Annotated in this window: 20 protein-coding genes; 14 read left to right on the forward strand and 6 right to left on the reverse strand. The window is 66.2% G+C overall.

The window, feature by feature from the left end:
• Window positions 1-605: 605 nt before the first annotated feature.
• The 4 genes from OHQ90_RS22265 to OHQ90_RS22280 form a co-directional block, all read right to left on the reverse strand.
• A complete protein-coding gene (locus OHQ90_RS22265; RefSeq protein WP_328400432.1) occupies window positions 606-1,823 on the reverse strand; it encodes a PucR family transcriptional regulator in 1,218 nt (405 codons plus the stop codon).
• A 48-nt stretch (window positions 1,824-1,871) separates the two neighbouring features.
• Entirely contained in the window at window positions 1,872-3,680 is a 1,809-nt protein-coding gene (locus OHQ90_RS22270; RefSeq protein ID WP_328400434.1) for an AMP-dependent synthetase/ligase, read from the reverse strand.
• A gap of 411 nt (window positions 3,681-4,091) precedes the next feature.
• Window positions 4,092-4,619, reverse strand: coding sequence for an NUDIX hydrolase (locus tag OHQ90_RS22275; RefSeq protein WP_328400436.1), 528 nt, complete (start codon window positions 4,617-4,619; stop codon window positions 4,092-4,094).
• Window positions 4,620-4,633: 14 nt separating this feature from the next.
• Window positions 4,634-5,419, reverse strand: a complete 786-nt coding sequence (locus tag OHQ90_RS22280) for a hypothetical protein (protein WP_328400437.1) — start codon at window positions 5,417-5,419, stop codon at window positions 4,634-4,636.
• 328 nt (window positions 5,420-5,747) lie between these two features.
• On the opposite strand from OHQ90_RS22280, the gene OHQ90_RS22285 reads away from it, so the two are divergent.
• A complete protein-coding gene (locus OHQ90_RS22285) occupies window positions 5,748-6,167 on the forward strand; it encodes an effector-associated constant component EACC1 (protein WP_328400439.1) in 420 nt (139 codons plus the stop codon).
• A 147-nt stretch (window positions 6,168-6,314) separates the two neighbouring features.
• Window positions 6,315-6,623 carry a hypothetical protein gene (locus OHQ90_RS22290; RefSeq protein ID WP_328400441.1) on the forward strand — a complete coding sequence of 103 codons (309 nt, stop codon included), beginning with the start codon at window positions 6,315-6,317 and terminating at the stop codon, window positions 6,621-6,623.
• Here OHQ90_RS22290 and OHQ90_RS22295 read toward each other — a convergent pair.
• Window positions 6,596-7,756, reverse strand: a complete 1,161-nt coding sequence (locus OHQ90_RS22295) for a DUF418 domain-containing protein (RefSeq protein ID WP_328413032.1) — start codon at window positions 7,754-7,756, stop codon at window positions 6,596-6,598. The genes OHQ90_RS22290 and OHQ90_RS22295 overlap by 28 nt on opposite strands.
• A 285-nt stretch (window positions 7,757-8,041) precedes the next feature.
• Here OHQ90_RS22295 and dop point away from each other — a divergent pair, with 285 nt between their 5' ends.
• The 5 genes from dop (at window position 8,042) to pafA (ending at window position 13,085) form a co-directional block, all read left to right on the forward strand.
• The gene (gene dop / locus OHQ90_RS22300; RefSeq protein ID WP_328400443.1) at window positions 8,042-9,541 is read left to right on the forward strand and encodes a depupylase/deamidase Dop; all 1,500 of its coding nucleotides are present in this window, start codon (window positions 8,042-8,044) and stop codon (window positions 9,539-9,541) included.
• A gap of 161 nt (window positions 9,542-9,702) precedes the next feature.
• Window positions 9,703-9,897, forward strand: coding sequence for a ubiquitin-like protein Pup (locus OHQ90_RS22305; RefSeq protein ID WP_019047503.1), 195 nt, complete (start codon window positions 9,703-9,705; stop codon window positions 9,895-9,897).
• 65 nt (window positions 9,898-9,962) lie between these two features.
• On the forward strand, window positions 9,963-10,760 hold the full coding sequence (gene prcB, locus OHQ90_RS22310) for a proteasome subunit beta (RefSeq protein ID WP_442941153.1): 798 nt from the start codon (window positions 9,963-9,965) through the stop codon (window positions 10,758-10,760).
• Window positions 10,757-11,542 (forward strand): proteasome subunit alpha, encoded by a 786-nt coding sequence (gene prcA, locus OHQ90_RS22315; protein WP_328400448.1) that lies wholly within the window; start codon window positions 10,757-10,759, stop codon window positions 11,540-11,542. The genes prcB and prcA overlap by 4 nt, the downstream gene beginning before the upstream one ends.
• A gap of 184 nt (window positions 11,543-11,726) precedes the next feature.
• Window positions 11,727-13,085 (forward strand): Pup--protein ligase, encoded by a 1,359-nt coding sequence (gene pafA, locus OHQ90_RS22320; RefSeq protein WP_328400450.1) that lies wholly within the window; start codon window positions 11,727-11,729, stop codon window positions 13,083-13,085.
• Window positions 13,086-13,175: 90 nt separating this feature from the next.
• Here pafA and OHQ90_RS22325 read toward each other — a convergent pair whose 3' ends face one another.
• Window positions 13,176-13,472: an MTH1187 family thiamine-binding protein gene (locus tag OHQ90_RS22325; RefSeq protein ID WP_328400452.1), complete on the reverse strand. Its 297-nt coding sequence runs from the start codon at window positions 13,470-13,472 to the stop codon at window positions 13,176-13,178.
• A gap of 80 nt (window positions 13,473-13,552) precedes the next feature.
• Between OHQ90_RS22325 and OHQ90_RS22330 the strand changes: the two genes are divergently transcribed.
• The 7 genes from OHQ90_RS22330 to OHQ90_RS22360 all read left to right on the forward strand — a co-directional run bounded on the left by OHQ90_RS22330 (window position 13,553) and on the right by OHQ90_RS22360 (window position 21,610).
• Window positions 13,553-14,548, forward strand: a complete 996-nt coding sequence (locus tag OHQ90_RS22330) for a helix-turn-helix transcriptional regulator (RefSeq protein WP_328400454.1) — start codon at window positions 13,553-13,555, stop codon at window positions 14,546-14,548.
• Window positions 14,545-15,534 (forward strand): helix-turn-helix transcriptional regulator, encoded by a 990-nt coding sequence (locus tag OHQ90_RS22335; RefSeq protein WP_328400456.1) that lies wholly within the window; start codon window positions 14,545-14,547, stop codon window positions 15,532-15,534. The genes OHQ90_RS22330 and OHQ90_RS22335 overlap by 4 nt, the downstream gene beginning before the upstream one ends.
• Entirely contained in the window at window positions 15,531-16,559 is a 1,029-nt protein-coding gene (locus OHQ90_RS22340) for a 2-dehydropantoate 2-reductase (RefSeq protein WP_328400458.1), read from the forward strand. The genes OHQ90_RS22335 and OHQ90_RS22340 overlap by 4 nt, the downstream gene beginning before the upstream one ends.
• A gap of 87 nt (window positions 16,560-16,646) precedes the next feature.
• Window positions 16,647-16,913, forward strand: coding sequence for a Sec-independent protein translocase subunit TatA (tatA, locus tag OHQ90_RS22345; RefSeq protein ID WP_328400460.1), 267 nt, complete (start codon window positions 16,647-16,649; stop codon window positions 16,911-16,913).
• Between the two features lie 117 nt (window positions 16,914-17,030).
• Window positions 17,031-17,984 (forward strand): twin-arginine translocase subunit TatC, encoded by a 954-nt coding sequence (gene tatC, locus OHQ90_RS22350; RefSeq protein WP_328400462.1) that lies wholly within the window; start codon window positions 17,031-17,033, stop codon window positions 17,982-17,984.
• Window positions 17,985-17,986: 2 nt separating this feature from the next.
• The gene (locus OHQ90_RS22355) at window positions 17,987-20,692 is read left to right on the forward strand and encodes a DEAD/DEAH box helicase (RefSeq protein WP_328400464.1); all 2,706 of its coding nucleotides are present in this window, start codon (window positions 17,987-17,989) and stop codon (window positions 20,690-20,692) included.
• A 150-nt stretch (window positions 20,693-20,842) separates the two neighbouring features.
• Window positions 20,843-21,610, forward strand: coding sequence for a DUF4333 domain-containing protein (locus OHQ90_RS22360; protein ID WP_328400466.1), 768 nt, complete (start codon window positions 20,843-20,845; stop codon window positions 21,608-21,610).
• Window positions 21,611-21,617: the final 7 nt, after the last annotated feature.

Consider the following 21,617-nt stretch of genomic DNA (forward strand, 5'->3'; position numbering starts at 1 on the left):
CGGATGCTCCCGGCAGACTGCGAATCCCGGTTCGGATCCCCCGCCGAGACTATCCCGGGCGCACGGCGGTTGTCAGGATATCGGCGACTCGATCGAGGAACTCGGTGACCACAGGCCGGGCCACGGGGGTTCGGGAACCGGGTGCGCAACGCGAGGCCATCGTCGCTGCGGGTGAACCACAACTGCACGTCGTCCAGCGGTGTGCTGCGGCTGAATTGCGCTGCGTTGCGTGGACGGGACCGAATGGTGTCGCATCGTGAACCTCCGTACGGCGCGAAACTGTACGGCGTGCAGGCATTGTCGAGCCTGGTGGCGAGCAGTGCACGGAGCTCGTCCCGATAACCTGCCCGGACGGCAGGCTGTGCGCCGAGCCGGATATCGGTGTCGGGCACCAGATGCACCGACACCGCCCGGCCTCCGCAGGCGAACCGAAGCAGCAGTGCAGTGAGTCGTGGCGCGGGATTCATGCCGCGAATGCGGCTTCGGCGCGGTCGCATCGATCGGTCCCGCGACGCCGAAACCGGCGGCCGGCCAGGGGGTTGGCCGCTGCCTAGCTGCCTCGACACCTGTGCAGGCAATTGCTCGCACACCGACCCGACGAATGGTCACGGGGCGAAGTCGGCGGACTCCAAGCGGCGAGCCAGGCGGGCTGCGGAGAGAGTCATGGCGTCTGCGGGCCGATGCGGGTCCAGGCCCGTGAGTTCGTGGACACGCGAGAGGCGGTAGGTGACCGTGTTGCGGTGCACGCTGAGCTGACGTGCGGTGGCCAGCTGATTGAAGCCGTTGTCGACGAACACTTCGAGCGTCTCGGCCAGCATCGGCTGCGCATCCAGCGGCGCGAGCACCGAGGCCAGTCCCGGTCGGGCCGTGTCACTCGCTGCGACGGTGTACTCGAATTGCAAATGTTTTCTGCGGCACAGTATTTCACGGCGCACTAGGCAACGGCCGAGTTCCGCGAGCACCCGCGACTCGGCGAACATCGCGGGAATCTCGGCACGCGACCGGGCAGCGCAGACACCCACCCAGTACGGCGGCGGCTGTCCGGGAAGCTGGGCGGGCATGCGCGCGGTGAGGGCGGTCAGCGTCGCCGCGCCGTCATCGCCCGGTAGTAGCGGAATGAGAGCGGTCCAGCCGCCCGCGTCCAGGCGCAGGAACACCCCGGGGATGGCCTCGACCCGGTGCCGCAGTGCGGCTGTGGGCCCGCCTCGGGTGCCGCACAGGCGGAACACCGCGACGAGGAAGGCGTCGGCTACCGGGATCACCGGGTCATTGGCCCATTCGATCGGGTCGCGGCCGGTGAGCAGGGCATCGGCGATGCCGCGCCTGCGCTCGAGCAGCTCCCAGCGCGGATCGTGCGAACGCTGGGTGGCGCCGCCGGCAATGCGCCCGGTCACCAGCGTGACGTACTTCAACAGCACCAGCGACGCGTCGAGCAGTAGCTCGCGCTCGGCCGGCGGGGCCGATTCGCGCAGCCGCTCCCAGAGAAAGGACGCGCCGAGCCGGTAACGGTCGAGCACCTCCGGCAGCGGTGTGCCGTCGCGCATCCGCTCCATCGCGAGCTCGACGAGCCCTCTGGTGTCTTCCTCGGACGGCTCCGCGCCGCTGCGCAGATACTCGAAGAACAGGTCGACATTCAGCTTCGTTCCATGGGCGAAGTCGGTCTCGACCAGGGATTGCGGCAGCTGCTGATAAGGCGGGAGCACGGTATAGAACCCGTCGATCATCGACGCGACCCTGCGGTGCCAATCGTCGAACACCGGCATGGTCCGGGGCGCCCGCAGCCGGTCGGCTCCGATGAGCGGGGCATTGCCAGGATCGCTCATCTACTCCTCCGGGTCCGCGCTGACATCAGTGCTGTCCTCCGTCCCGGACTACGTCGAGTACAGGGACTCGATCGTATCCGTGTAGCGGGTGGCGATCGGGATTCGCCGGAGTTTGCCGGTGGCGGTCAGAATGTCGCTGCCCGGCTCCCACACCTCGGTGAGCACGAGGTATTTCTTGATCTGCTCCACACGGGAGAGCTTGCTGTTGGCGGCCGCCACGCCTCGTTCGATCGCCGCAAGCACCTCTGGGTTCTTCGCCAACTCGGCGACGGTGGCTGCGGCGAGCTGGTTGCGTTGCGCGAACGCAGTGGTCAGATCGGGGTCTAGGCAGATCAGCGCGGTGTTGTAGGGGCGCTGCTCGCCGATCACCACGACAGTGCCCGCCAGCGGGCAGTTCTCGGTGACCGTGTTCTCGATATTGGACGGCGACATGTTCTTGCCCGCCGCGTTGATGATGAGTTCCTTCTTGCGGTCGACGATCGAGAGGTAGCCGTCGGCGTCGATGATGCCGATGTCGCCGGTGTGCAGCCAGCCGTCGGCATCCACCGTCTCCGCGGTCTTTTCCGGGTCGTTGCGGTAGCCGCGCATCACCATCTTGCCGCGGATCAGCACTTCGCCGTCGTCGCCGAGTTTCACCTCCGCGCCAGGCAGCGGCCTGCCGACGGTGCCGATCTTGACCCGCTCCGGCCCGCTCAGCGTTGCTCCCGCGGTGCATTCGGTCATGCCGTACCCCTCGCACAACGGCAGACCGAGACCGAGGAAGAATTCGTGCACCTCCGGCGGAATCGCCACCGATCCGGTGACTGCGACGCGCGTGCGATCCAGGCCGAGGCGAGTGCGGATGGGGGCGAGCACCAGGAGCTCGGCGAGCCGGTGCCAGAGTCGATCCAGCGGGCCGAGGGTACGGCCGTCGGAGATTGCGCGAGCCTTTGCGCGGCCGACGCCGATCGCCCAGAGCACCAGTCGGCGCTTGATCGGGCGCTCGGCGTTGAACCGATCCTCCAGAGCACCTTTGACTTTCACCCACACGCGCGGTACGCCGAGGAAGACTGTCGGATGCACCTCGGTAAGGGCATCCGCCACCTTCCCGAAAACGGCGACGGTGGTGATCTCGCCGCCCTCGAGCATGGTCAGATAGTGTGCGAACCACCGGTTGGCGGCATGCGCGTCGGGCAGGTAAGAGATCACCCGATCGTCCGGTCCACCGCCGCCGAATTGTTCGATGACACGGGCGTTTTCGATGAAGTTGGTGTGGGTGAGCTCGACGCCCTTGGGTGGCCCGGTGGTGCCCGAGGTATAGACGATGGTCAGTAGATCATCGGGTTTCACTGCGCGCCAGGTGGTGTCGAAATCGAAATCCGCCAGTGGCGCTGCCTCGACGGCCGAAAGCGCAGTCGTGCCGTCCGGTGCTTCGTCGACGCAGATCACGTGCTCGACCCGGTTGCCGTGCTCGGCGGCCTTGGCCGCCGCCGCAAGGATTTGTGGCACGAACTGGCGCTCGCAGATCACCACCTTGTTGCCGGCGTTGCCGAATTGGTAGGCGAGCAGGTCGATGGGGTTGGTGTTGTACACCGAGAACGGGGTGCCGCCGGTGTGCAGAACGGCGGTGTCGCACAAATGGAATTCGGGGCGGTTGGTCATCATCAGCGCGACCGTGTCGCCGGGGCGCACGCCGAGTCCGGCCAGCCCGGCGGCGATGGTGCGCACTCGATCGGCATAGGCCTGCCAGGTGATCGTGAACCCGCCGCCCATGGTGCGCAATGCAATGGCGTCGGGATACTTCGCGGCATTCGCCTGGAATGCGGCACACAGTGTGTCCGGACGGACCGCGCCCGCCGGGACTGTCGATGAAACCAAGACCCAACCTTCTGCTCACATCTGGTCGAGGCGCACCGTCGTCCTGCGAGTCGGTCGACCTCGTTGGCATCTCTCACCTCACCGCATGGCCGAGCAGTGGCACCAGCGGCAAACACCAAGACTGTTGCCCGCCGCCTTGTGCATTCGACCAAATTCATGTGCTCGACGGCTCGATTCCGCCCCGGTCACCCGGAGTTCATGAACTGGATCACATCACCGGTGACATAACGGGCGGACCCTGGATTGCATTGCGGCATGGTGGCGCGGCTCGCGGGCGGCATCCATGCCGGTGGGTGCGACTCGGGCTGGGTTCGATATCGGGATGGTGCCGGACGTGGGGTGCGTCGGAGTCGTGTTCGTTTCGCGCGCAGGTCGCTGTGTGCCGTCGAGATCAGCGTGTGGTGCGCGCAGCTACGGGCGGTGGAGTTCCACTGCGAGTGAGAGCAATTCGGCCATGTGATCGCCGTCGGTGCAAGCGAGCCGAATGGCCTCGGGGATCGGAAATGCGCACACCTCGATGATGTTCTCGGCATCGTCGGGATTGCTGGGCGCGGATTCCAGGACGACGTCGGCAGCGCACCACAGCCACGCCTTGTGCGGGTGCGGCTGCCAATCGCGGTAGGGCGCAGGATGATCGGAGGTCGCATAGTGGGCGCCGAGCCACCGGACCGAGCCCACCGGCCGGGCACCCGCCTCCTCGCGCAGCTCACGCCGCATGCACTCGTCGATGCTCTCGCCCGCCTCGCGGGTGCCGCCCGGGACGAGCCACACGTCGCGGTCGTCGCGGCACAGCACGATTTCGTTGCCGACGAAACAGACGACATGGATGTTTGTCACGAGACCATCGGGCGGCGGGTCGGTCGAGAACTGGACGTCCAGACCGCCCCACTCCCAGCGAGTGGGGGTGTGCAGCAAGGGATACCGGTCGGCGAGTGTCACACCGACGACGGTAGCTATTCGGTGCCGGTTCTGCCGATCTGCATATGAATATGGTTGAAATGCGCCTCGCGGCCGTTCTTGGCGGGCAATGGGTGCGACGCCGGGTGGTCTGGGTGCATGATGAAGCTGCTGTCGCCGATCGTGGTGGTGACGCCGGCGGGGTCCGCGCCGTCGGAGGTGTCCTGCCATTCAGTGGCGATGAAGCCGTAGACGCTGCGGAAGAAATCGGCGATGAACATATTGCCATCGGGGTCGTCGCCGAGCGGCTGCGCGTCGACCTCGTCGAGGCGGTAGTGCACGTTGCCGCCGGCGCCGGGCGGCCAGCTACCGCCAGGAGTTGCGGAGGTGGCGACGGTGCCCCAGTGCTTCGTCACGGTGATCGTGCGCATCACACCGCCGACCGGCATCGTCACCCCGGCGAAGTCGCAGGCCCGGCCTTGACCGTGGCAGTCGGTGCGCGGTGAGCCGTCGGCGTTGAATCCACCGCCGTCGAGGCCGAAATGGACCATGTCGGTCACGCCGAAGTTATTGGAGAGGAACTGGCAGAATCGCACTATTGCCAGTGCGTTTCGCGGATCGAGCCGGTCCGGTGCATTGGGCGTGTTGTTATGGTTGCCGTTGCGGATGATAACCCCGGCAACATTGCCCGGCATCAAGTTTCCGGTGCTGGGATCATGGCCCTCGAAACTGACCATGCTCGGCGACGCCGCGCCCTCGAACAAGATCAAGCCGTCGGTGGCGAGGCTTTCGAGTTCAGCGAAAGCATCATCTTTACTAATTGCGCGTGCCGGATCCGACATGACGCTCCTCCAGGTGCCGATGGAATTGATACGTCGACGCGAGATCGGTGACGCAGGGTAAGAATCCGGCGCAGTCCCGTGGAGGGCACGAGTAGCTGCGTACTCGTATTCCGGTCCGCCGCTACCCCGGCGGGCAGGCGGCGCTGGCTGGTCGCGTGGATATCCAGGCGTGCGGTTATGTGATCGGGCAATGATGCGAGCGCGTTGTTGGCTTGCCGTTCGGCCGTGATCGGCCGACCACATGACAGGCTTTCGGCGGAAGCCTTGTGCAGGCAGGTTCGGTGCGGGAATATGTGTGCCTGAAGATATGGCCGCGGGAGGTGGTCGAATGAACGGAGGCGATGCAGCGCATGTGCTGACGGCAAGAATTGTCATGGCCCTTGCCGCGGATTCCGATACCGACCAGGTGGACCGTCTGGCACGGCAATTGCGCGCGGAACTGTCCGAACTCGATGTCGATTCGGTGGCACTGGTTCGCGACGGTCTGGTGCCGTATGCGGCGAAGTCGGCCGACCCTGTCACAATCGGCGCGCTGGTTGTCGCATTGAGTGCATCCGGCGGAGTATTCACCGCGCTGATCGAGACGCTGCGTGACTGGCTCAACCGGCAGGCCGCGACCCGCAAGATATCGGTGACAATCGACGGTGACACCATCGAACTGGAGCGTGCGACGGCCGACCAGCGTGGTGCACTGATCGAGGCATTCCTGGTGCGGCACACCGCAGAAGGGCGACGGTCACCGGCCTGATCAACGAGGCACATCACCCGGGTCGGTGAGGCGGTAGGCGATTTCTACAAACCGGGTCCGCTCGACTATGTCGGCCTCGCGATCGACAGCAAGGGCCGGCTGTACACCGGATCGGCGGCAAAGGTGAATGGCCCACCGGCGAGGCTCATGGCCTACAGCTTCTGCGGCGCGAGGCAGGATTTCGCGGGCCTCCGCAACCCGAGAGCCGTGGCGGTAGACCAATCGGGTGCGATCTATTTCGGCGGCGACGATATCGTCTACAAACTGCCGCTCTGGGGCGAGAGCGGGGTGCCGACCCGCCTGCCGTTGAGCGGCCTCGTCGAGGTGAAGGGCCTTGCCGCCACCACGTACGGCGGCGTCTATATCGCCGACAACGGCGGTCCGAACATACCGGTCGAGTGGTCCATTTCAGCGGCTGACCACACTGGTCAGCGTTCGCGAGTGAGCGCGCGGTAACTGGTATTCCACAGCCACTCCACCGGCCCGCGCTCGAAGCGGCGCAGCCAGAAGTGCGCGAAGGCGACGATGATCAGCGCGACCAGCAGATAGATGCCGACCGTGAACGGGATGCGCGTATCAGGAGATACCCGGGCGGCGAGGCCGAAACCCCAGCCGTAGCACAGGATCGACGCCACCAGGTTCTGCAGGATGTAGCAGCTCAGCGCGGTGCGGCCGACGTCGGTGAGGCGGCGGCCGAGGAATCCGACACGCGGGCGGTGCAGAGAGAACTCGGCCACCAGTGCCAGGATGCCGAACGAGACGAACGGTGCCGTGCCGTATCGGGTGAACAGCAGCATGTCACCCCCACCGAGTACACCGACGATCAGATCCAGGGGAGCCGCCACCACGAGCCCGGCGATCATGAGCCGCTTGCGGATTCGTGCGCCTTCGGGTCGAAAGACTCCGGCCCGGAACAGCCGAGCACCGGCCAGGAACAGCGCGATCGACATGGGGAACACGAAGATCGCCTCGAATCGGAACATGCCCGCGTTCTCCAGCCGGAACAGCACCAGATCCCAGAACGACCCGTCGGCATAAGGATTCGGGTCGAGCGCCTGTCTCGGCCCCGAGTCCTGACGGGAATCGAATGCCATGCCGACCGCGATCGACGTCAACATCGTGAGGTGGATGCCCGCCGCGACGATCAGCCAACGACGTTGCGCGCGTGTGCTTGCCGCGAGGATGAAGGCGACGACCAGTCCGGTGAGCGCGTACCCCATCAGCACGTCGAACTCGGCGATGAATAAGAAATTCAGCAGTCCGTCGAGGAAGAGTAGCCCGGCCCGCCACGGATAGCTGCCCGGCCAGCGGCGGCCTGCTCGCGCGGCCGAACCCTGCTGGATGGCGAGTCCGATGCCGAACATGATGGTGAGCAGCCCGAGGAACTTACCCTGCGCCACCTGCTGCATGACCCGCTCGACCCACATCCAGCCGGTCGCGTCGGTGTGCAGCTCGTCGAGGTAGCCGACGAGGCCCTCGACATCGGTGAGAATCCAGATGTTCGTGCCGAGCGTGCCGAGGATGGCGATGCCGCGCAGCACATCCAGCGCGACGACTCGCGAGGGCGCGGCGGGAGTCGGTGCTGCCATGTTCGGCTCGTCCGCTTTGCGGTATTGCCCCGCGGTATCCGAGCGGGAATCGGCGATCGATTCGGTCATGGTCCGAATATCCCGTTCACCAGGTCCCGGATGGGTCCTCCGTAAGTACCACCCACGGTATGAGATCGAGGTCCGCAGGATGGCCGATGCCCTCGATCGAGCGCAGATGCCGACGACGGACTTTCGCCGTCCCGGGGACACAGGGGCCGCAGCCACATTCGTCCAAGTGCGGAGACTGTCGACGGCCTTCGGCGACTGCACACTAGGCTCGTCGCTATGCAGCGCATCATCGGCATCGAGGTCGAATACGGCATCTCCACTCCCACCGAGCCGTCCGCCAACCCGATCCTCACCTCCACCCAGGCGGTTCTCGCCTATGCGGCGGCGGAGGGTGTGCCGCGCGCGAAGCGAACTCGATGGGATTACGAGGTGGAGTCGCCGCTACGCGATGCGCGCGGCTTCGACCTGAGTCGGATGAACGGGCCTGCGCCGGTGATCGACGCCGACGAGGTAGGTGCGGCGAACATGATCCTCACCAACGGCGCCCGACTGTATGTCGACCATGCCCACCCCGAATACTCCGCACCCGAGGTCGTCGACCCGATGGACGCGGTGATCTGGGACAAGGCAGGTGAACGTGTGATGGAGGCCGCGGCGCGGCATGCGTCGAGCGTGCCGGGCGCACCGCGGCTGCAGTTGTACAAGAACAATGTCGACGGCAAGGGGGCCTCCTACGGCACCCACGAGAACTATCTGATGAGCCGCGAAACCCCGTTCAATCAGATCATCGTCGGCCTGACCCCGTTCTTCGTGTCGCGTCAGGTGATCACGGGTTCCGGTCGGGTCGGTATCGGCCAGTCCGGTGACCACGCCGGGTTCCAGCTGTCCCAGCGTGCCGACTACATCGAGGTCGAGGTCGGCCTGGAGACCACGCTCAAGCGCGGCATCATCAACACCCGCGACGAGCCGCACGCCGACGCCGACAAGTACCGCAGACTGCACGTCATCATCGGTGACGCCAATCTGGCCGAAATGTCCACCTACCTCAAGGTCGGCACCACCGCGCTGGTGCTGGACCTGATCGAGGCGGGCGAGGACCTGTCGGATCTGCAGCTGGCCCGCCCCGTCACCGCGGTGCACCAGATCTCGCACGACCCCACCCTGCGCGCCACGGTGGCGCTCACCGACGGCCGCGAGCTCACCGGCCTGGCCTTGCAGCGCATCTACCTGGATCGGGTGGAGAAGTACGTGGCACGCAGCGCCAACGACGATCCCCGGGTTCGCGACATCATCGAGAACTGGGCGATGGTGCTCGACCTGCTCGAACGTGATCCGATGGAATGCGCCGATCTGCTCGACTGGCCCGCCAAGCTGCGTCTGCTCGAGGGGATGCGCAAGCGTGAGGGCCTGAGCTGGGCCGCACCCAAACTGCACCTGATGGACCTGCAGTACTCCGACGTGCGGCTGGACAAGGGGCTCTACAACCGCCTCGTGGCACGCGGATCGATGAAACGTCTCGTCACAGAGCAGCAGATTCTCGATGCGATGACCAAGCCGCCCACCGACACTCGCGCCTACTTCCGCGGTGAGTGCCTGCGCCGCTTCGGCGCCGATATCGCTGCCGCGAGCTGGGATTCGGTGATCTTCGATCTCGGCGGGGATTCGCTGGTGCGCATCCCGACGCTCGAGCCACGCCGCGGGACAAAGGCGCACGTCGGCAAGCTGCTCGACGGCGTCAACACCGCCGCCGAGCTTGTCGAACAGTTGACCACCTGAGTGAGATCCGGTGTCGACTCGGCCGCACATCGGCTCGGAATACGACACCGTGTCGGTGTCGCTGGGTAGTGTTGAAGGACGAGCACGGACATTGCTCATGATCAGGGCCGTGCTCGGACCATGAGCCCTGGTCATGATGAGGACAGAGGAGGTCGGCTGCCATGGCACAAGAGCAGACCAAGCGCGCCGGGGGCGGCGACGAGGATGAGGGCCCGGAGGGCGTAGACGCCGCCGGACAGGAGCGCCGCGAGAAGCTGGCGGAGGAGACCGACGACCTGCTCGACGAGATCGATGATGTGCTCGAGGAGAACGCGGAAGACTTCGTTCGTGCGTACGTGCAGAAGGGTGGCCAGTGACAGCAGGTGACCCGCTGCGTCTCCACCCGGGACACGCTCTCTCGTCATTCACCGAACATCTCCGCATGCATGCACCGGAACTGTTGCCCGGCAACAGATTCGCCGCGATAGAGGGTGCCACCGGAAGCTCCGGTGGCACCGCCGCGAAGGACCTGGCTCCGCACGGGACCACCATCGTCGCGGTCTCCTATCGCGGTGGCGTGCTGATCGCCGGTGACCGGCGGGCCACCATGGGAAACCTGTTGGCCAGCAGGGACATGGAGAAGGTGTACATCACCGACACCTACTCGGCGGCAGGCATCGCGGGCACCGCGGGCATGGCCATCGAGATGGTGCGGCTTTTCGCGGTGGAGCTCGAGTACTACGAGAAGATCGAAGGCGTCTCGCTGACCTTCGACGGTAAGGCGAACAAGCTCTCGAAGATGGTGCGGGACAACCTGCCCGCGGCACTTCAAGGTCTTGCGGTGGTCCCGGTACTCGTCGGCTACGACGAGTACGCCACCGATCCGGACAAAGCGGGCCGCATCGTTTCCTACGACGTGGTCGGCGGCCGCAGCGAGGAACGTTTCGGCTACACCGCTGTCGGTTCCGGTTCGAATTTCGCCAAGTCGTCGCTGAAGAAGCTGTACGCCAAGGGAATCGACGAGGACCGCGCACTGCGCATCGCCGTCGAGTCGCTCTTCGATGCGGCCGACGACGACACCGCCACCGGCGGTCCCGACATCGTGCGCGGCATCTATCCGACGGCGATCGTTGTCAACGAGGAGGGTGCCGATCTGGTGCCGGAGGAGCGTTTGGCGGAGATCGCGCGCGGGATCGTCGCCGACCGCGAGGCCGCGGAAGAAGGGAGTGCGCAAGCATGACACTGCCGTATTACGCGTCGGCCGAACAGATCATGCGCGACAAGACCGAACTTGCGCGCAAGGGCATCGGTCGTGGTCGCAGTGTCATCGTGTTGGTGTACGACAAGGGTGTGCTGTTCGTCGCCGAGAACCCGTCGGCGACGCTGCACAAGGTGAGCGAGCTGTACGACCGCGTCGGGTTCGCCGCGGTGGGCAAGTACAACGAGTTCGAGGCGCTGCGCCGCGGTGGCATCCTGCAGGCCGACCTGAAGGGTTACCAGTACGACCGGCGCGATGTCACCGGTCGCGGCCTCGCCAACGCCTACGCACAGACCCTCGGCACGATCTTCACCGATCAGCTCAAGCCATATGAGGTGGAGATCTGTGTGGCCGAGGTGGGGTATCCGGAGCAGACGCCGACCTCGGTGCTCTACCGGATCACCTTCGACGGTTCGATCGTGGACGAGCGCGAATACGTGGTGATGGGCGGCACGACCGAGCCGATCCTCACCGCATTGAAGGCGTCCTACCAGCCCGGTCTCGACCTGTCCTCGGCCGTCGGCGTGGCCGTCAAGGCGCTGACCGCGGGGGTTCCCGAGGGTGCGGACAAGGAGAAGCGTGTACTCGGGGTGAGCTCGCTCGAGGTCGCCACACTGGAGCAGGCCCGGCCGCGGCGGGCGTTTCGCCGGGTTTCGGACACCGCCCTGGAAGGGCTGCTGGCCGGCAGTAAATCGGGCAGCAAGAGCAAGGCCGCCGCAGCGACCGCCGCGGCGGAAGCGGAGGACGCTCCGAAGTCGGAGTGATCGTCGCCTGATCCGGTCGTCGAGGCCCCCGGTGTTCCGTCCCGCGGAGCGCCGGGGGTTTCGTTCGTCGCCGGTACTTTTCCGTCGAATGTTGCGCCGACGTGCAAAATCGTTGTGAAGACGTATGCATCCGGGTTGTCCGCACTCCCACGCGGGTACATGACATGGCTGTAATGTCGATAGTGTGCAGCGACGAATCATGGGGATCGAGACCGAATTCGGTGTGACGTGCACCTTCCACGGACACCGCCGGCTCAGCCCTGACGAGGTAGCCCGGTATTTGTTCCGCCGGGTAGTTTCCTGGGGCCGTAGCTCGAACGTGTTCCTCCGCAACGGTGCTCGGCTCTACCTCGATGTCGGGTCGCATCCGGAGTACGCCACGGCCGAGTGCGACAACTTGGCTCAGCTGGTCACCCATGACAGGGCGGGCGAGCGGGTGCTGGAGGAGCTGTTGATCGACGCCGAGCAGCGCCTCGCGGAGGAGGGCATCGGCGGTGATATCTACCTGTTCAAGAACAACACCGATTCGGCGGGCAACTCCTACGGTTGTCACGAGAACTTCCTCGTGGTCCGGGCCGGTGAATTCTCCAGGATCTCCGATGTGCTGCTGCCGTTCCTGGTCACCCGTCAGCTGATCTGCGGGGCGGGCAAGATCCTGCAGACGCCGAAGGCGGCCACGTTCTGCCTGTCGCAGCGTGCCGAGCACATCTGGGAGGGTGTGTCCTCAGCGACCACACGGTCGCGGCCGATCATCAACACCCGCGACGAGCCGCACGCGGACGCGGAGAAATACCGCCGTCTGCACGTGATCGTCGGTGACTCGAACATGTCCGAGACCACCACCATGCTCAAGGTCGGCACGGCCTCGCTGGTGCTGGAAATGATCGAGGCGGGGGTCTCGTTCCGCGACTTCGCGCTGGACAACCCGATCCGCGCCATCCGTGAGGTCAGCCACGACCTGACCGGCAAGCGTCCGGTGCGGCTGGCGGGCGGCCGGCAGGCCAGCGCCCTGGATATCCAGCGCGAGTACTACGCACGCGCCGTCGAGCACCTGCGCAACCGCGACCGCGATCCCCACGTCGACCAGGTCGTCGACCTGTGGGGGCGGACCCTGGACGCGGTCGAGGCACAGGACTTCGCGAAGGTCGACACCGAGGTCGACTGGGTGATCAAGCGCAAGCTGTTCCAGCGCTATCAGGACCGCTACGGCATGGAGCTGTCGGATCCGAAGATCGCCCAGCTGGATCTGGCTTATCACGACATCAAGCGCGGCCGCGGTGTCTTCGACCTGCTGCAGCGCAAGGGCCTGGCCAAGCGGGTCACCGAGGACGAGGCCGTGGACGCCGCGGTCGACACTCCGCCGCAGACAACCCGGGCCAAGCTGCGCGGCGACTTCATCACCGCCGCGCAGGAGGCGGGTCGCGACTTCACCGTCGACTGGGTGCACTTGAAGCTGAACGACCAGGCGCAGCGCACCGTGCTGTGCAAGGATCCGTTCCGCTCGGTCGACGAGCGTGTCGACCGGCTCATCGCCTCGATGTAGCGAGCAGCTCGACAGCGGGCCCGGGTTCTCGGCACCCAGGCCCGCTTGCTGGTCTACGAAAACTCTCGTGGCCGAAGCGAACAGTGGTGGCTAGGACTCGGTCAGATACCGCTCGACCTTCTCGACTTTCGTGATCATCGCGTCGGTGACGCCGGGCCGGATGTCGGCCTTGAGCACCAGGCTGCACCGCGGCGCGACCGCGAGGATGGCGTCGGTGGCCTGCTTTACGACACGCATCACCTCGTCCCATTCGCCCTCGATCGTAGTGAACATGGCGTCGGTGCGGTTCGGCAGTCCGCTGGCCCGAACCACCCGGACCGCCTCGGCCACGGCTCGGCCGACGTCGACGCCGGTGCCGAGCGGAGTCACGGAGAAAGCGACGATCATCCGGTAAGTGTGACACGTCCGTAGCGCGCGAATAGTGCGCCGCCGCTCCGTTGCGCCGCCCGGCCCATTACCCTGTTCGGGTGGCGATATCCAAGGTCGAGCGGCTGATGAATCTGGTCATCGCGCTGCTGTCGACCCGGCAGTTCTTGACCGCGGAGCGGATTCGGGACAGCGTCGCCGGCTACGAGGAGTCGGTCAGCGACGAAGCGTTCAGCCGGATGTTCGAGCGGGACAAGAACGAGCTGCGTGACCTGGGCATTCCGCTCGAGGTAGGGCCGGTGAGCCGGTACTCCACGATGGAGGGCTACCGGATCAACCGCGACGCTTACGAGCTGCCCGAGATCGATCTGACCAGCGAGGAGGCCGCCTCCGTCGCGGTCGCCGTGCAGATGTGGGAGTCGCCGGAGCTCGCCGCAGCGGCCGAGGGCGCACTGCTCAAGCTGCGCGCGGCCGGAATCCACGTCGAGACCGATGCCGCGGTGGCGTCGGTGCCCGCGGTGCCGGCGCGGACCCGTGGCTCGGAACCAGTGCTCGGCAAACTGCTGACGGCCATCGACGCGGGGCAGGCGGTCCGGTTCGAACACCGCGGCGCGGTCAACGCGCCCTATCTCATGCGTGATGTGGAGCCGTGGGGTGTGGTCACCCACCACGGCCGCTGGTATCTCGTCGGCCACGACCGGAACCGGAACGCGGTGCGCAGCTTCCGGCTCTCGCGGATCGGTGACGATGTGACCGCCTACGGGCCGCCGAACGTGGTCAGCAAGCCGGACGGGGTGGACCTGCGTGCCATCGTCGACACCGTCACCGGCAGTGCCCCGGTGACCGGCTCGGCGACCGTGTGGGTGGCCGACGATCGCGGCCGGGAAATCCGCAGGCTCGGCCGGATCACCGGCGACCGAATGATCGGTGCACGTCACGGTGTCGTGGTGGAGCTGCCCGTCCGCTCCCGCGACTGGTTGGCCCGGTTGATCACCGGGCTCGGACCCGATGCGGTGGTGCTCGCGCCCGAGGAACTGCGCGCCGATGTCGTCGCGAGACTGCGGTCGGTCTTCGATCGCACGGAGGTGACAGCGTGAGCTCACGGTTGTCGGTTCGGCTTTCGCGGTTGCTGAACATGATCCCGTATTTCATCGCCCATCCCGGCATCAGCGCCGCCGAGGCGGCCGTCGATCTCGGCGTCACCACCAAACAGCTGATGGGCGATCTGAATCAACTGTGGATGTGCGGGCTGCCCGGTTACGGACCCGGCGACCTGATCGATCTGTCGTTCTCCGAGGAGAGCATCGAGGTCACCTTCTCGGCGGGCATCGACCGTCCGCTGCGGCTGACCTCCACCGAGGCCACGGCCTTGCTCGTCGCATTGCGGTCGATCGTGGACATGCCCGGCATGGTCGATCCGACCGCGGCGCACGCGGCGATCGCGAAAATCGAATCGGCCATCTCCCACGGTGGATCTGCCGAAGGCGTGGGGCTGGGGGAGTCGTCGAGCGCGCCGGTCGAGGCGCCCGCGGTGGCGACGGTGCGTTCTGCGCTGGCTCGCCAGCATGCGCTGCGACTGGTCTACTACTCGGCCAGTCGCGATGTGGTGTCCGAACGGGTCGTCGATCCAATCCGAATCGTCTTGGTGGACAACAACAGTTACCTTCAGGCGTGGTGCAGGCAGGCAGAAGGGGTGCGGCTGTTCCGGTTCGACCGGATCGAAGCGGCCACCGAATTGGCCGAGCAGGCACGCCCGCCCAGTCATGCGACCGAGGAGTCCGCCGCACTCGACCTGTTCCAGGACGATCCTGCGGTTCCCTTGGCTCGCTTACGGATTCGCGGCGACTACGGCTGGGTGCTCGACCAGTATCCGATGCATCGGCTGGCCGTGCATCCCGATGGCAGTCTCGAGGCGACCATGCGGTTCGCCACCCTGGATTGGATGGCGCGGTTGCTGCTCGGCTTCGGCTCGGGTGTCACCGTGCTCGGGCCGCCCGAGTTGGTCGCCGCCGTGCGTGAGCGCTCGAATGCCGCGCTCGCGGCGTACGAAGAAGTCGGATCAGAGGAAGTCGGGCCGGTGTGACCTGTCACGTGATGGTGCTCGGCGCTGGCAGTATCGGCACCTTCGTCGGCGGCAAGCTGGCGGCAGCAGGCGCGGATCTGACGTTCGTCGGCAGGCGTCGCGCACTCGATGAGATCAGCGGGTTCGGGCTGCACCTGACCGACCTCGACGGCGGCGAGGACGTGGTGGCCGCAGACGGGTTCCGTGTCGCCACCGAGCCGACGGACGTCGGGTCGGCGGACCTGGTGCTCGTCACCGTGAAATCGGCGGCGACCTCCGAGGCGGTGCGCGAGTTGGCGGGCAAGATTCGCCCTGGCACCGTGGTGTTGAGCCTGCAGAACGGGATCGGCAACGACACCGTGATCCGGGATGTCCTGCCCACCTGCGTGGTGCTTGCGGGCATGGTGATGTTCAACGTCGTCCATCATGCGGACGGTCGCTTCCATCGCGGCACCGACGGCGGGCTCGCCGTGCAGGACGATCCGGCATTGGCGCACTTCGTCGAGCTCTTCGCGCAGGCCGGGCTGCCGCTGCGCCGTCATCCCGACCTGCTGCCTGTGCAGTGGGCGAAGTTGCTGCTCAATCTCAACAATCCCATCAACGCACTGTCCGGCAGGCCGCTGCGCGAGGAACTCGCCGACCGGAATTACCGCCGCTGCCTGGCGCTCACCCAGGGCGAAGCGCTCGCCGCGATGAACAGAGCGCGAATTCGCCCGGCCCGGCTGACCCTGCTCCCGCCGCACCTCATGGTTCGGCTGCTGACCGTTCCGGACGGGATCTTTCGCCGGGTGGCGGGTCAGGTGCTGGCCATCGACCCGGTCGCACGCTCGTCGATGGCCGACGATCTCGCGCTCGGCCGCAAGACGGAGATCTCCTGGCTGTGCGGCGAAATTGTGAGCCTCGGCGCCATGGTCGGTGCACCGACACCGGTGAATCAACGACTTATCGAATTGATCGTGGCCGCCGAACACGGCGACCGGCGAACCTGGACGGGCCCCGAACTGTGGGATCAGCTGCGGACCGCGGCCGCCACCGCCCGGGGTTGAACGCTGGGCAAACGAGTACTGACGCGGGAGTTCGCCCACGTCATGGTCCGGTAGCATCAGAGCTACCACATTCTTGGGAGGTTAACCATGGGCAGTCTGAGCATCTGGCACTGGCTGATCATTGCCGGGCTCTTCGTGATGTTCTTCGGCGCGAAGCGGATGCCCGACGCCGCCCGCAGCCTGGGTCGGTCGTTGCGCATCTTCAAGAGCGAGGTCAGCCAGATGCAGAGCGAGAGCACCGCGCCGGCGAGTCCGGCCCCGGTTCAGCAACCGGTCCAGGAGCTGCCGCAGGCGACCATCGCCCAGTCGCAGGCGACCGCCGCGGAGCCCCAAACCACGCCGAAGTCGGTCTGAGTCGAGCTTCAGCGCCGGGGTGAGTTGCACTCACTCCGGGCATAGCGCTGTTGCCCGCCGAATCGACGGCGCCGCCGCCGACGCGGGCACATCCAACCCAGGGGCCAACACACCACCATGCGAATCCCGTTCGATCCTCGGCACAGCAAGCGCAGGACGAATCCCGACGGCACCATGTCGTTGGTCGAGCATCTGCAAGAGCTGCGCAGCCGACTGCTGATTTCGATCGCCGCAGTCCTGCTGACCACGTTGTTCGGTTTCTTCTGGTATTCGCATACGATCTTCGGCCTGGAGAGTCTCGGCGACGTTCTGCTCGGGCCGTATTGTTCGCTGCCTGCCTCCTCCCGAGCCTCGCTCACGCCCGACGGCGCCTGCCGATTGCTGGCAACCGCCCCGTTCGAGCAGTTCATGCTGCGTTTGAAGGTGGGCATGACGGCGGGCGTGGTGCTCGCCGCGCCGATCTGGCTGTACCAGTTGTGGGCGTTCATCACCCCGGGGCTGTACGCCAAGGAGCGCAAGTACGCGGTCGGGTTCGTCGCGTCCGGCACCGTACTGTTCGCCACAGGCGCGGTGCTGGCTTATGTCGTTGTCGCCCATGCGTTGAGCTTCCTGCTGAGCATCGGCAACAACGCGCAGATCACGGCGCTGAGCGGTTCACAGTATTTCGGGTTCATCATTCAGCTGCTGATCATCTTCGGCATCAGCTTCGAAACACCCTTGCTGATCGTCGGATTGAACCTGGTCGGGGTGCTGACCTACGCCCGACTGAAGGCCTGGCGACGCGGACTCATCTTCGGGCTCTTCGTCTTTGCCGCCATCGTGACTCCGCAGGACCCGTTCTCGATGCTGGCGCTTGCCCTGGCGCTGACCGTCTTGTTCGAGGTGGCCGTGCAGTTCGCTCGGGTCAACGATCGGCGTCGCGCACGCAAGGAAAGTGAAAGTCTTGCGGCGCTGTCGGATGAGGAAGCATCCTCGCTCAGCGGCCCCGAGCCGATCCGGCCCGCCGAGTCGATCGTCGAACCGACAGAGAAATCCGGGCGACCGATGTCGGACTACTCCGATACCCTCTGACGGTGTTATATCACCGGTCGCAGGTAGGCGAGCTGGCAAAGTTTTCTGCCGAGCTGAGTTTCACTCTGGATCCATTTCAGCGCGACGCCTGTGCGGCCCTCGAGGGTGGGCACGGCGTGCTGGTGTGTGCGCCGACCGGTGCGGGCAAAACTGTCGTCGGTGAATTCGCGGTGCACCTGGCGCTCGCTGCGGGTGGAAAGTGCTTCTACACCACGCCGATCAAGGCGCTGTCCAACCAGAAGTTCGCCGATCTCACCGAGCGGTACGGCCGCGATCAGGTGGGTCTGCTCACGGGAGACCAGTCGATCAATCCGGATGCGCCGGTGGTGGTGATGACCACCGAGGTGCTGCGCAACATGCTCTATGCCTCCTCGGATGCCCTGCGCGGGCTGGCCTTCGTGGTGATGGACGAGGTGCACTACCTCGCGGACCGCTTCCGCGGCGCGGTGTGGGAAGAGGTCATCCTGCACCTGCCGCCCGATGTGCGGCTGGTCAGCTTGTCCGCGACGGTCAGCAACGCCGAGGAATTCGGCGCGTGGATGGAGACCGTCCGGGGCGACACCGCCGTGGTGGTCGATGAAACGCGCCCGGTACCGCTGTGGCAGCACGTGATGGTCGGGCGGCGGATGTTCGACCTGTTCGACACCGACTCCAGCGAGCAGAAGATCCTCGTCGACGAAGACCTGGTCCGCTATATCCGGCAGCGTGAGAGCGCGGATCGGATGAACAGCTGGGGTGGGCCGCGCAACGGTCGCGGCGGTGGGCCGCGCCGAGACTTCCGCCCGCTGCCACGGCCGGAAGTGCTCGCCAAGCTCGACGACGAAGGGCTGCTGCCCGCGATCACCTTCATCTTCAGCAGGGCGGGCTGTGACGGCGCGCTGGCGCAGTGCCTGCGCTCCCGGCTGGACCTGAGCAGGGACGACGAAAACGAGGCGATCGACGCCATTATCGAGAGGCACACCGGAGATCTGCCGAAAGACGATCTCGAGGTGCTCGGTTACTGGGAGTGGCGGGAGGCGCTGCACCGCGGGCTTGCCGCGCATCACGCCGGCATGCTGCCCGCCTTCCGGCACACTGTCGAAGAATTATTCGTACGTGGGCTCGTGCGGGCCGTATTCGCTACGGAGACACTGGCATTGGGCATCAATATGCCCGCGCGCACGGTGGTGCTGGAGCGCTTGGTCAAGTACAACGGTGAGTCGCACGCCGAGCTCACCCCGGGCGAATACACCCAGCTCACCGGCCGTGCGGGCCGCCGCGGCATCGACGTCGAGGGCCACGCGGTGGTGCTGTGGCAGCCGGAGGTCGACACCAGTGCGGTGGCCGGTCTCGCCTCGACCCGGACCTATCCGCTGCGCAGTTCGTTCCGGCCCGGCTACAACATGTCGATCAACCTGATCGACCGGATGGGTGCCGCGGAGGCCCGCGCCCTGCTCGAGCGCTCGTTCGCACAGTTCCAGGCCGACCGTTCGGTGGTGGGGCTCGTGCGTGGCATCGAACGCAACGAAGACCAGTTGCGCAAGCTGCGCACCCAGCTCGGCGGCGCGGACGGTGAGTTCCTGGAATACATTTCGCTGCGCGATCGGATCAAACAACGGGAACGGCAGCTCGAACAGCAGAACCGTTCCGACCGCCGCGGCGCTTCGGTGAGCTCGTTGACATCGCTGCGCCGCGGTGATGTGGTGGCGATTCCGTCTGGGCGTCGGGCCGGGCTCGCGGTCATCCTGGAGCCGGATGCCACCCCGGGCGACCCGCGCCCGCTGGTGCTCACCGAGGACAAATGGGCGGGCCGGGTATCGGTCGCCGATTTCCCTGTGCCCGCGAAGGCGCTCGGTCATATGCGTCTGCCCCGCCGGGTCGATCACCGGACCGCGAGCATTCGCCGTGATCTGGCCTCGGCGCTGCGCAGCACCGGCATCTCGGTGCCCGGCCGCCAGCGGCGTGGCCAGCGATCCAAGGCGGCTGAGGATCGGGAACTGGACACACTGCGGCGTAGCCTGCGCTCGCATCCGGCGCACACCCGCGCCGATCGCGAGCAGATGAGTCGGGTCGGTGAGCGCTACAACCGGTTGGCGCGCGAGACCGAGACCATGCGCCAGAAGGTTGCCGCGACGACGAACTCGCTGGCCCGAACCTTCGATCGGATTCTCGCACTGCTCGAAGAGCGTGGTTTCGTGCACGAAGGCGAGGTGACCCCGGACGGGCGCAGACTGGCCAGGATCTACGCCGAAAGCGACCTGCTCGTCGCCGAATGCCTGCGCCAGGGACTGTGGCGTGGGCTCGGGCCCGCCGAGCTGGCCGCCGTCGTGTCCATCCTGGTCTACGAATCACGCCAGGAGGGTGGATATCTCGGCGTAAGCGGGCCGACGGAGCCGATCCGGCGGGCGGTCGGCGGCACGGTCGGCGTGTGGACGCAGTTGCGTTCGGACGAGGCGCGCCACAAGCTGCAGCCGACCCGTGAACCGGATCTCGGATTCGTTACCGGCGTGTACAAATGGGCGCGTGGCGATGGGTTGGCCGAGTCGTTGCTGGCCAGCGGCGATCGGGGCACCCCGCTATCGGCGGGCGATTTCGTACGCTGGTGCAGGCAGGTGATCGACCTGCTCGATCAGATCCACAGCACCGCCGACGACCCGGAGGTTGCCGGGACCGCGGCGAAGGCGGTGCGGGCAATCCGACGGGGTGTCGTTGCGGTGGACGCGGCGTAGCCGATTCGATTGTGATTTGATTTCTTTCGCGTACCGACCGTGGCGGAGGAGTCGGACAGGATCGGTTCGGAAATGGGAATGGTCCTGTTCTGCGACGAGTCTCACGCGGGGGGCTACCGTATGTACAACGATGCGAGTGGAGGCAAGCAGATGAGCGGCCCGTACGGACCGAACGACGCCCCTGGTCCCGGGGAGGGACGCAACGACCCCACCCAGCAGTGGGGCGGACAGCAGACACCCGGTGGCGCGTCGCCGTCGCCGTGGGGTGGCCAGCAGCAGACGCCGCAGACTGCGCCGCCAACCCAGCAGTGGGATCAGTCGCAGCCTCCGCAGCCGCAGTGGGGTCAGCAACCGAGCCAGCCGAATCAGCCGCAATGGGGTCAGCAACCCGGCCAGCCGAATCAGCCGCAATGGGGTCAGCAACCCAGCCAGCCCAATCAGCCGCAGTGGGGCCAGCAGCCCGGCCAGCCGGGTGCGCAGGACTGGGGACAGCAGCAGCAGCCGCCGCAGCAGGACTGGGGCCAGCAAGGTCAGCAGCCGCAGTGGGGCCAGCAGGGTCAGCAGCCGCAGTGGGGCCAGGCTCAGCAGATCCCCACACAGAGCGGTGGCAAGGGCAAAGGCCTGATCATCGGCCTCGGTGTCGGGGCGCTCCTTGTGGTCGGCGCCATCATCGCCCTGGTACTTGTGCTGACCAGCAAGGACGAGCTGGACAACACCGCGGTGCAAGACGGCGTCAAGAAGGTGCTTTCGGACTCCTACGGCATCCAGGACGTCGCCGATGTGTCCTGCCCCTCCGGCCAGAAGGTCGAGGTCGACGCAACCTTCACCTGCTCCCTGAAGGTCAGTGGTGAGCAGAAGAAGGTGACCGTCAAGATTACCAGGGACGACGGCACCTACGAGGTCGGCCGTCCCAACTGACTCGGGT

The sequence above is a fragment of the Nocardia sp. NBC_00403 genome (assembly GCF_036046055.1).
In the GTDB taxonomy this organism is placed as follows: Bacteria; Actinomycetota; Actinomycetes; order Mycobacteriales; family Mycobacteriaceae; genus Nocardia.

Coding starts and splice junctions, on each gene's coding strand:
- OHQ90_RS22295 (WP_328413032.1), bottom strand. CDS start 7,756: ATGGCAGCACCGACTCCCGCCGCGCCCTCGCGAGTCGTCGCGCTGGAT.
- prcA (WP_328400448.1), top strand. CDS start 10,757: ATGACACTGCCGTATTACGCGTCGGCCGAACAGATCATGCGCGACAAG.
- prcB (WP_442941153.1), top strand. CDS start 9,963: ATGCATGCACCGGAACTGTTGCCCGGCAACAGATTCGCCGCGATAGAG.
- OHQ90_RS22290 (WP_328400441.1), top strand. CDS start 6,315: ATGGCCTACAGCTTCTGCGGCGCGAGGCAGGATTTCGCGGGCCTCCGC.
- OHQ90_RS22280 (WP_328400437.1), bottom strand. CDS start 5,419: ATGTCGGATCCGGCACGCGCAATTAGTAAAGATGATGCTTTCGCTGAA.
- OHQ90_RS22285 (WP_328400439.1), top strand. CDS start 5,748: ATGAACGGAGGCGATGCAGCGCATGTGCTGACGGCAAGAATTGTCATG.
- OHQ90_RS22325 (WP_328400452.1), bottom strand. CDS start 13,472: ATGATCGTCGCTTTCTCCGTGACTCCGCTCGGCACCGGCGTCGACGTC.
- tatA (WP_328400460.1), top strand. CDS start 16,647: ATGGGCAGTCTGAGCATCTGGCACTGGCTGATCATTGCCGGGCTCTTC.
- tatC (WP_328400462.1), top strand. CDS start 17,031: ATGCGAATCCCGTTCGATCCTCGGCACAGCAAGCGCAGGACGAATCCC.
- OHQ90_RS22305 (WP_019047503.1), top strand. CDS start 9,703: ATGGCACAAGAGCAGACCAAGCGCGCCGGGGGCGGCGACGAGGATGAG.
- OHQ90_RS22360 (WP_328400466.1), top strand. CDS start 20,843: ATGAGCGGCCCGTACGGACCGAACGACGCCCCTGGTCCCGGGGAGGGA.
- dop (WP_328400443.1), top strand. CDS start 8,042: ATGCAGCGCATCATCGGCATCGAGGTCGAATACGGCATCTCCACTCCC.
- OHQ90_RS22265 (WP_328400432.1), bottom strand. CDS start 1,823: ATGAGCGATCCTGGCAATGCCCCGCTCATCGGAGCCGACCGGCTGCGG.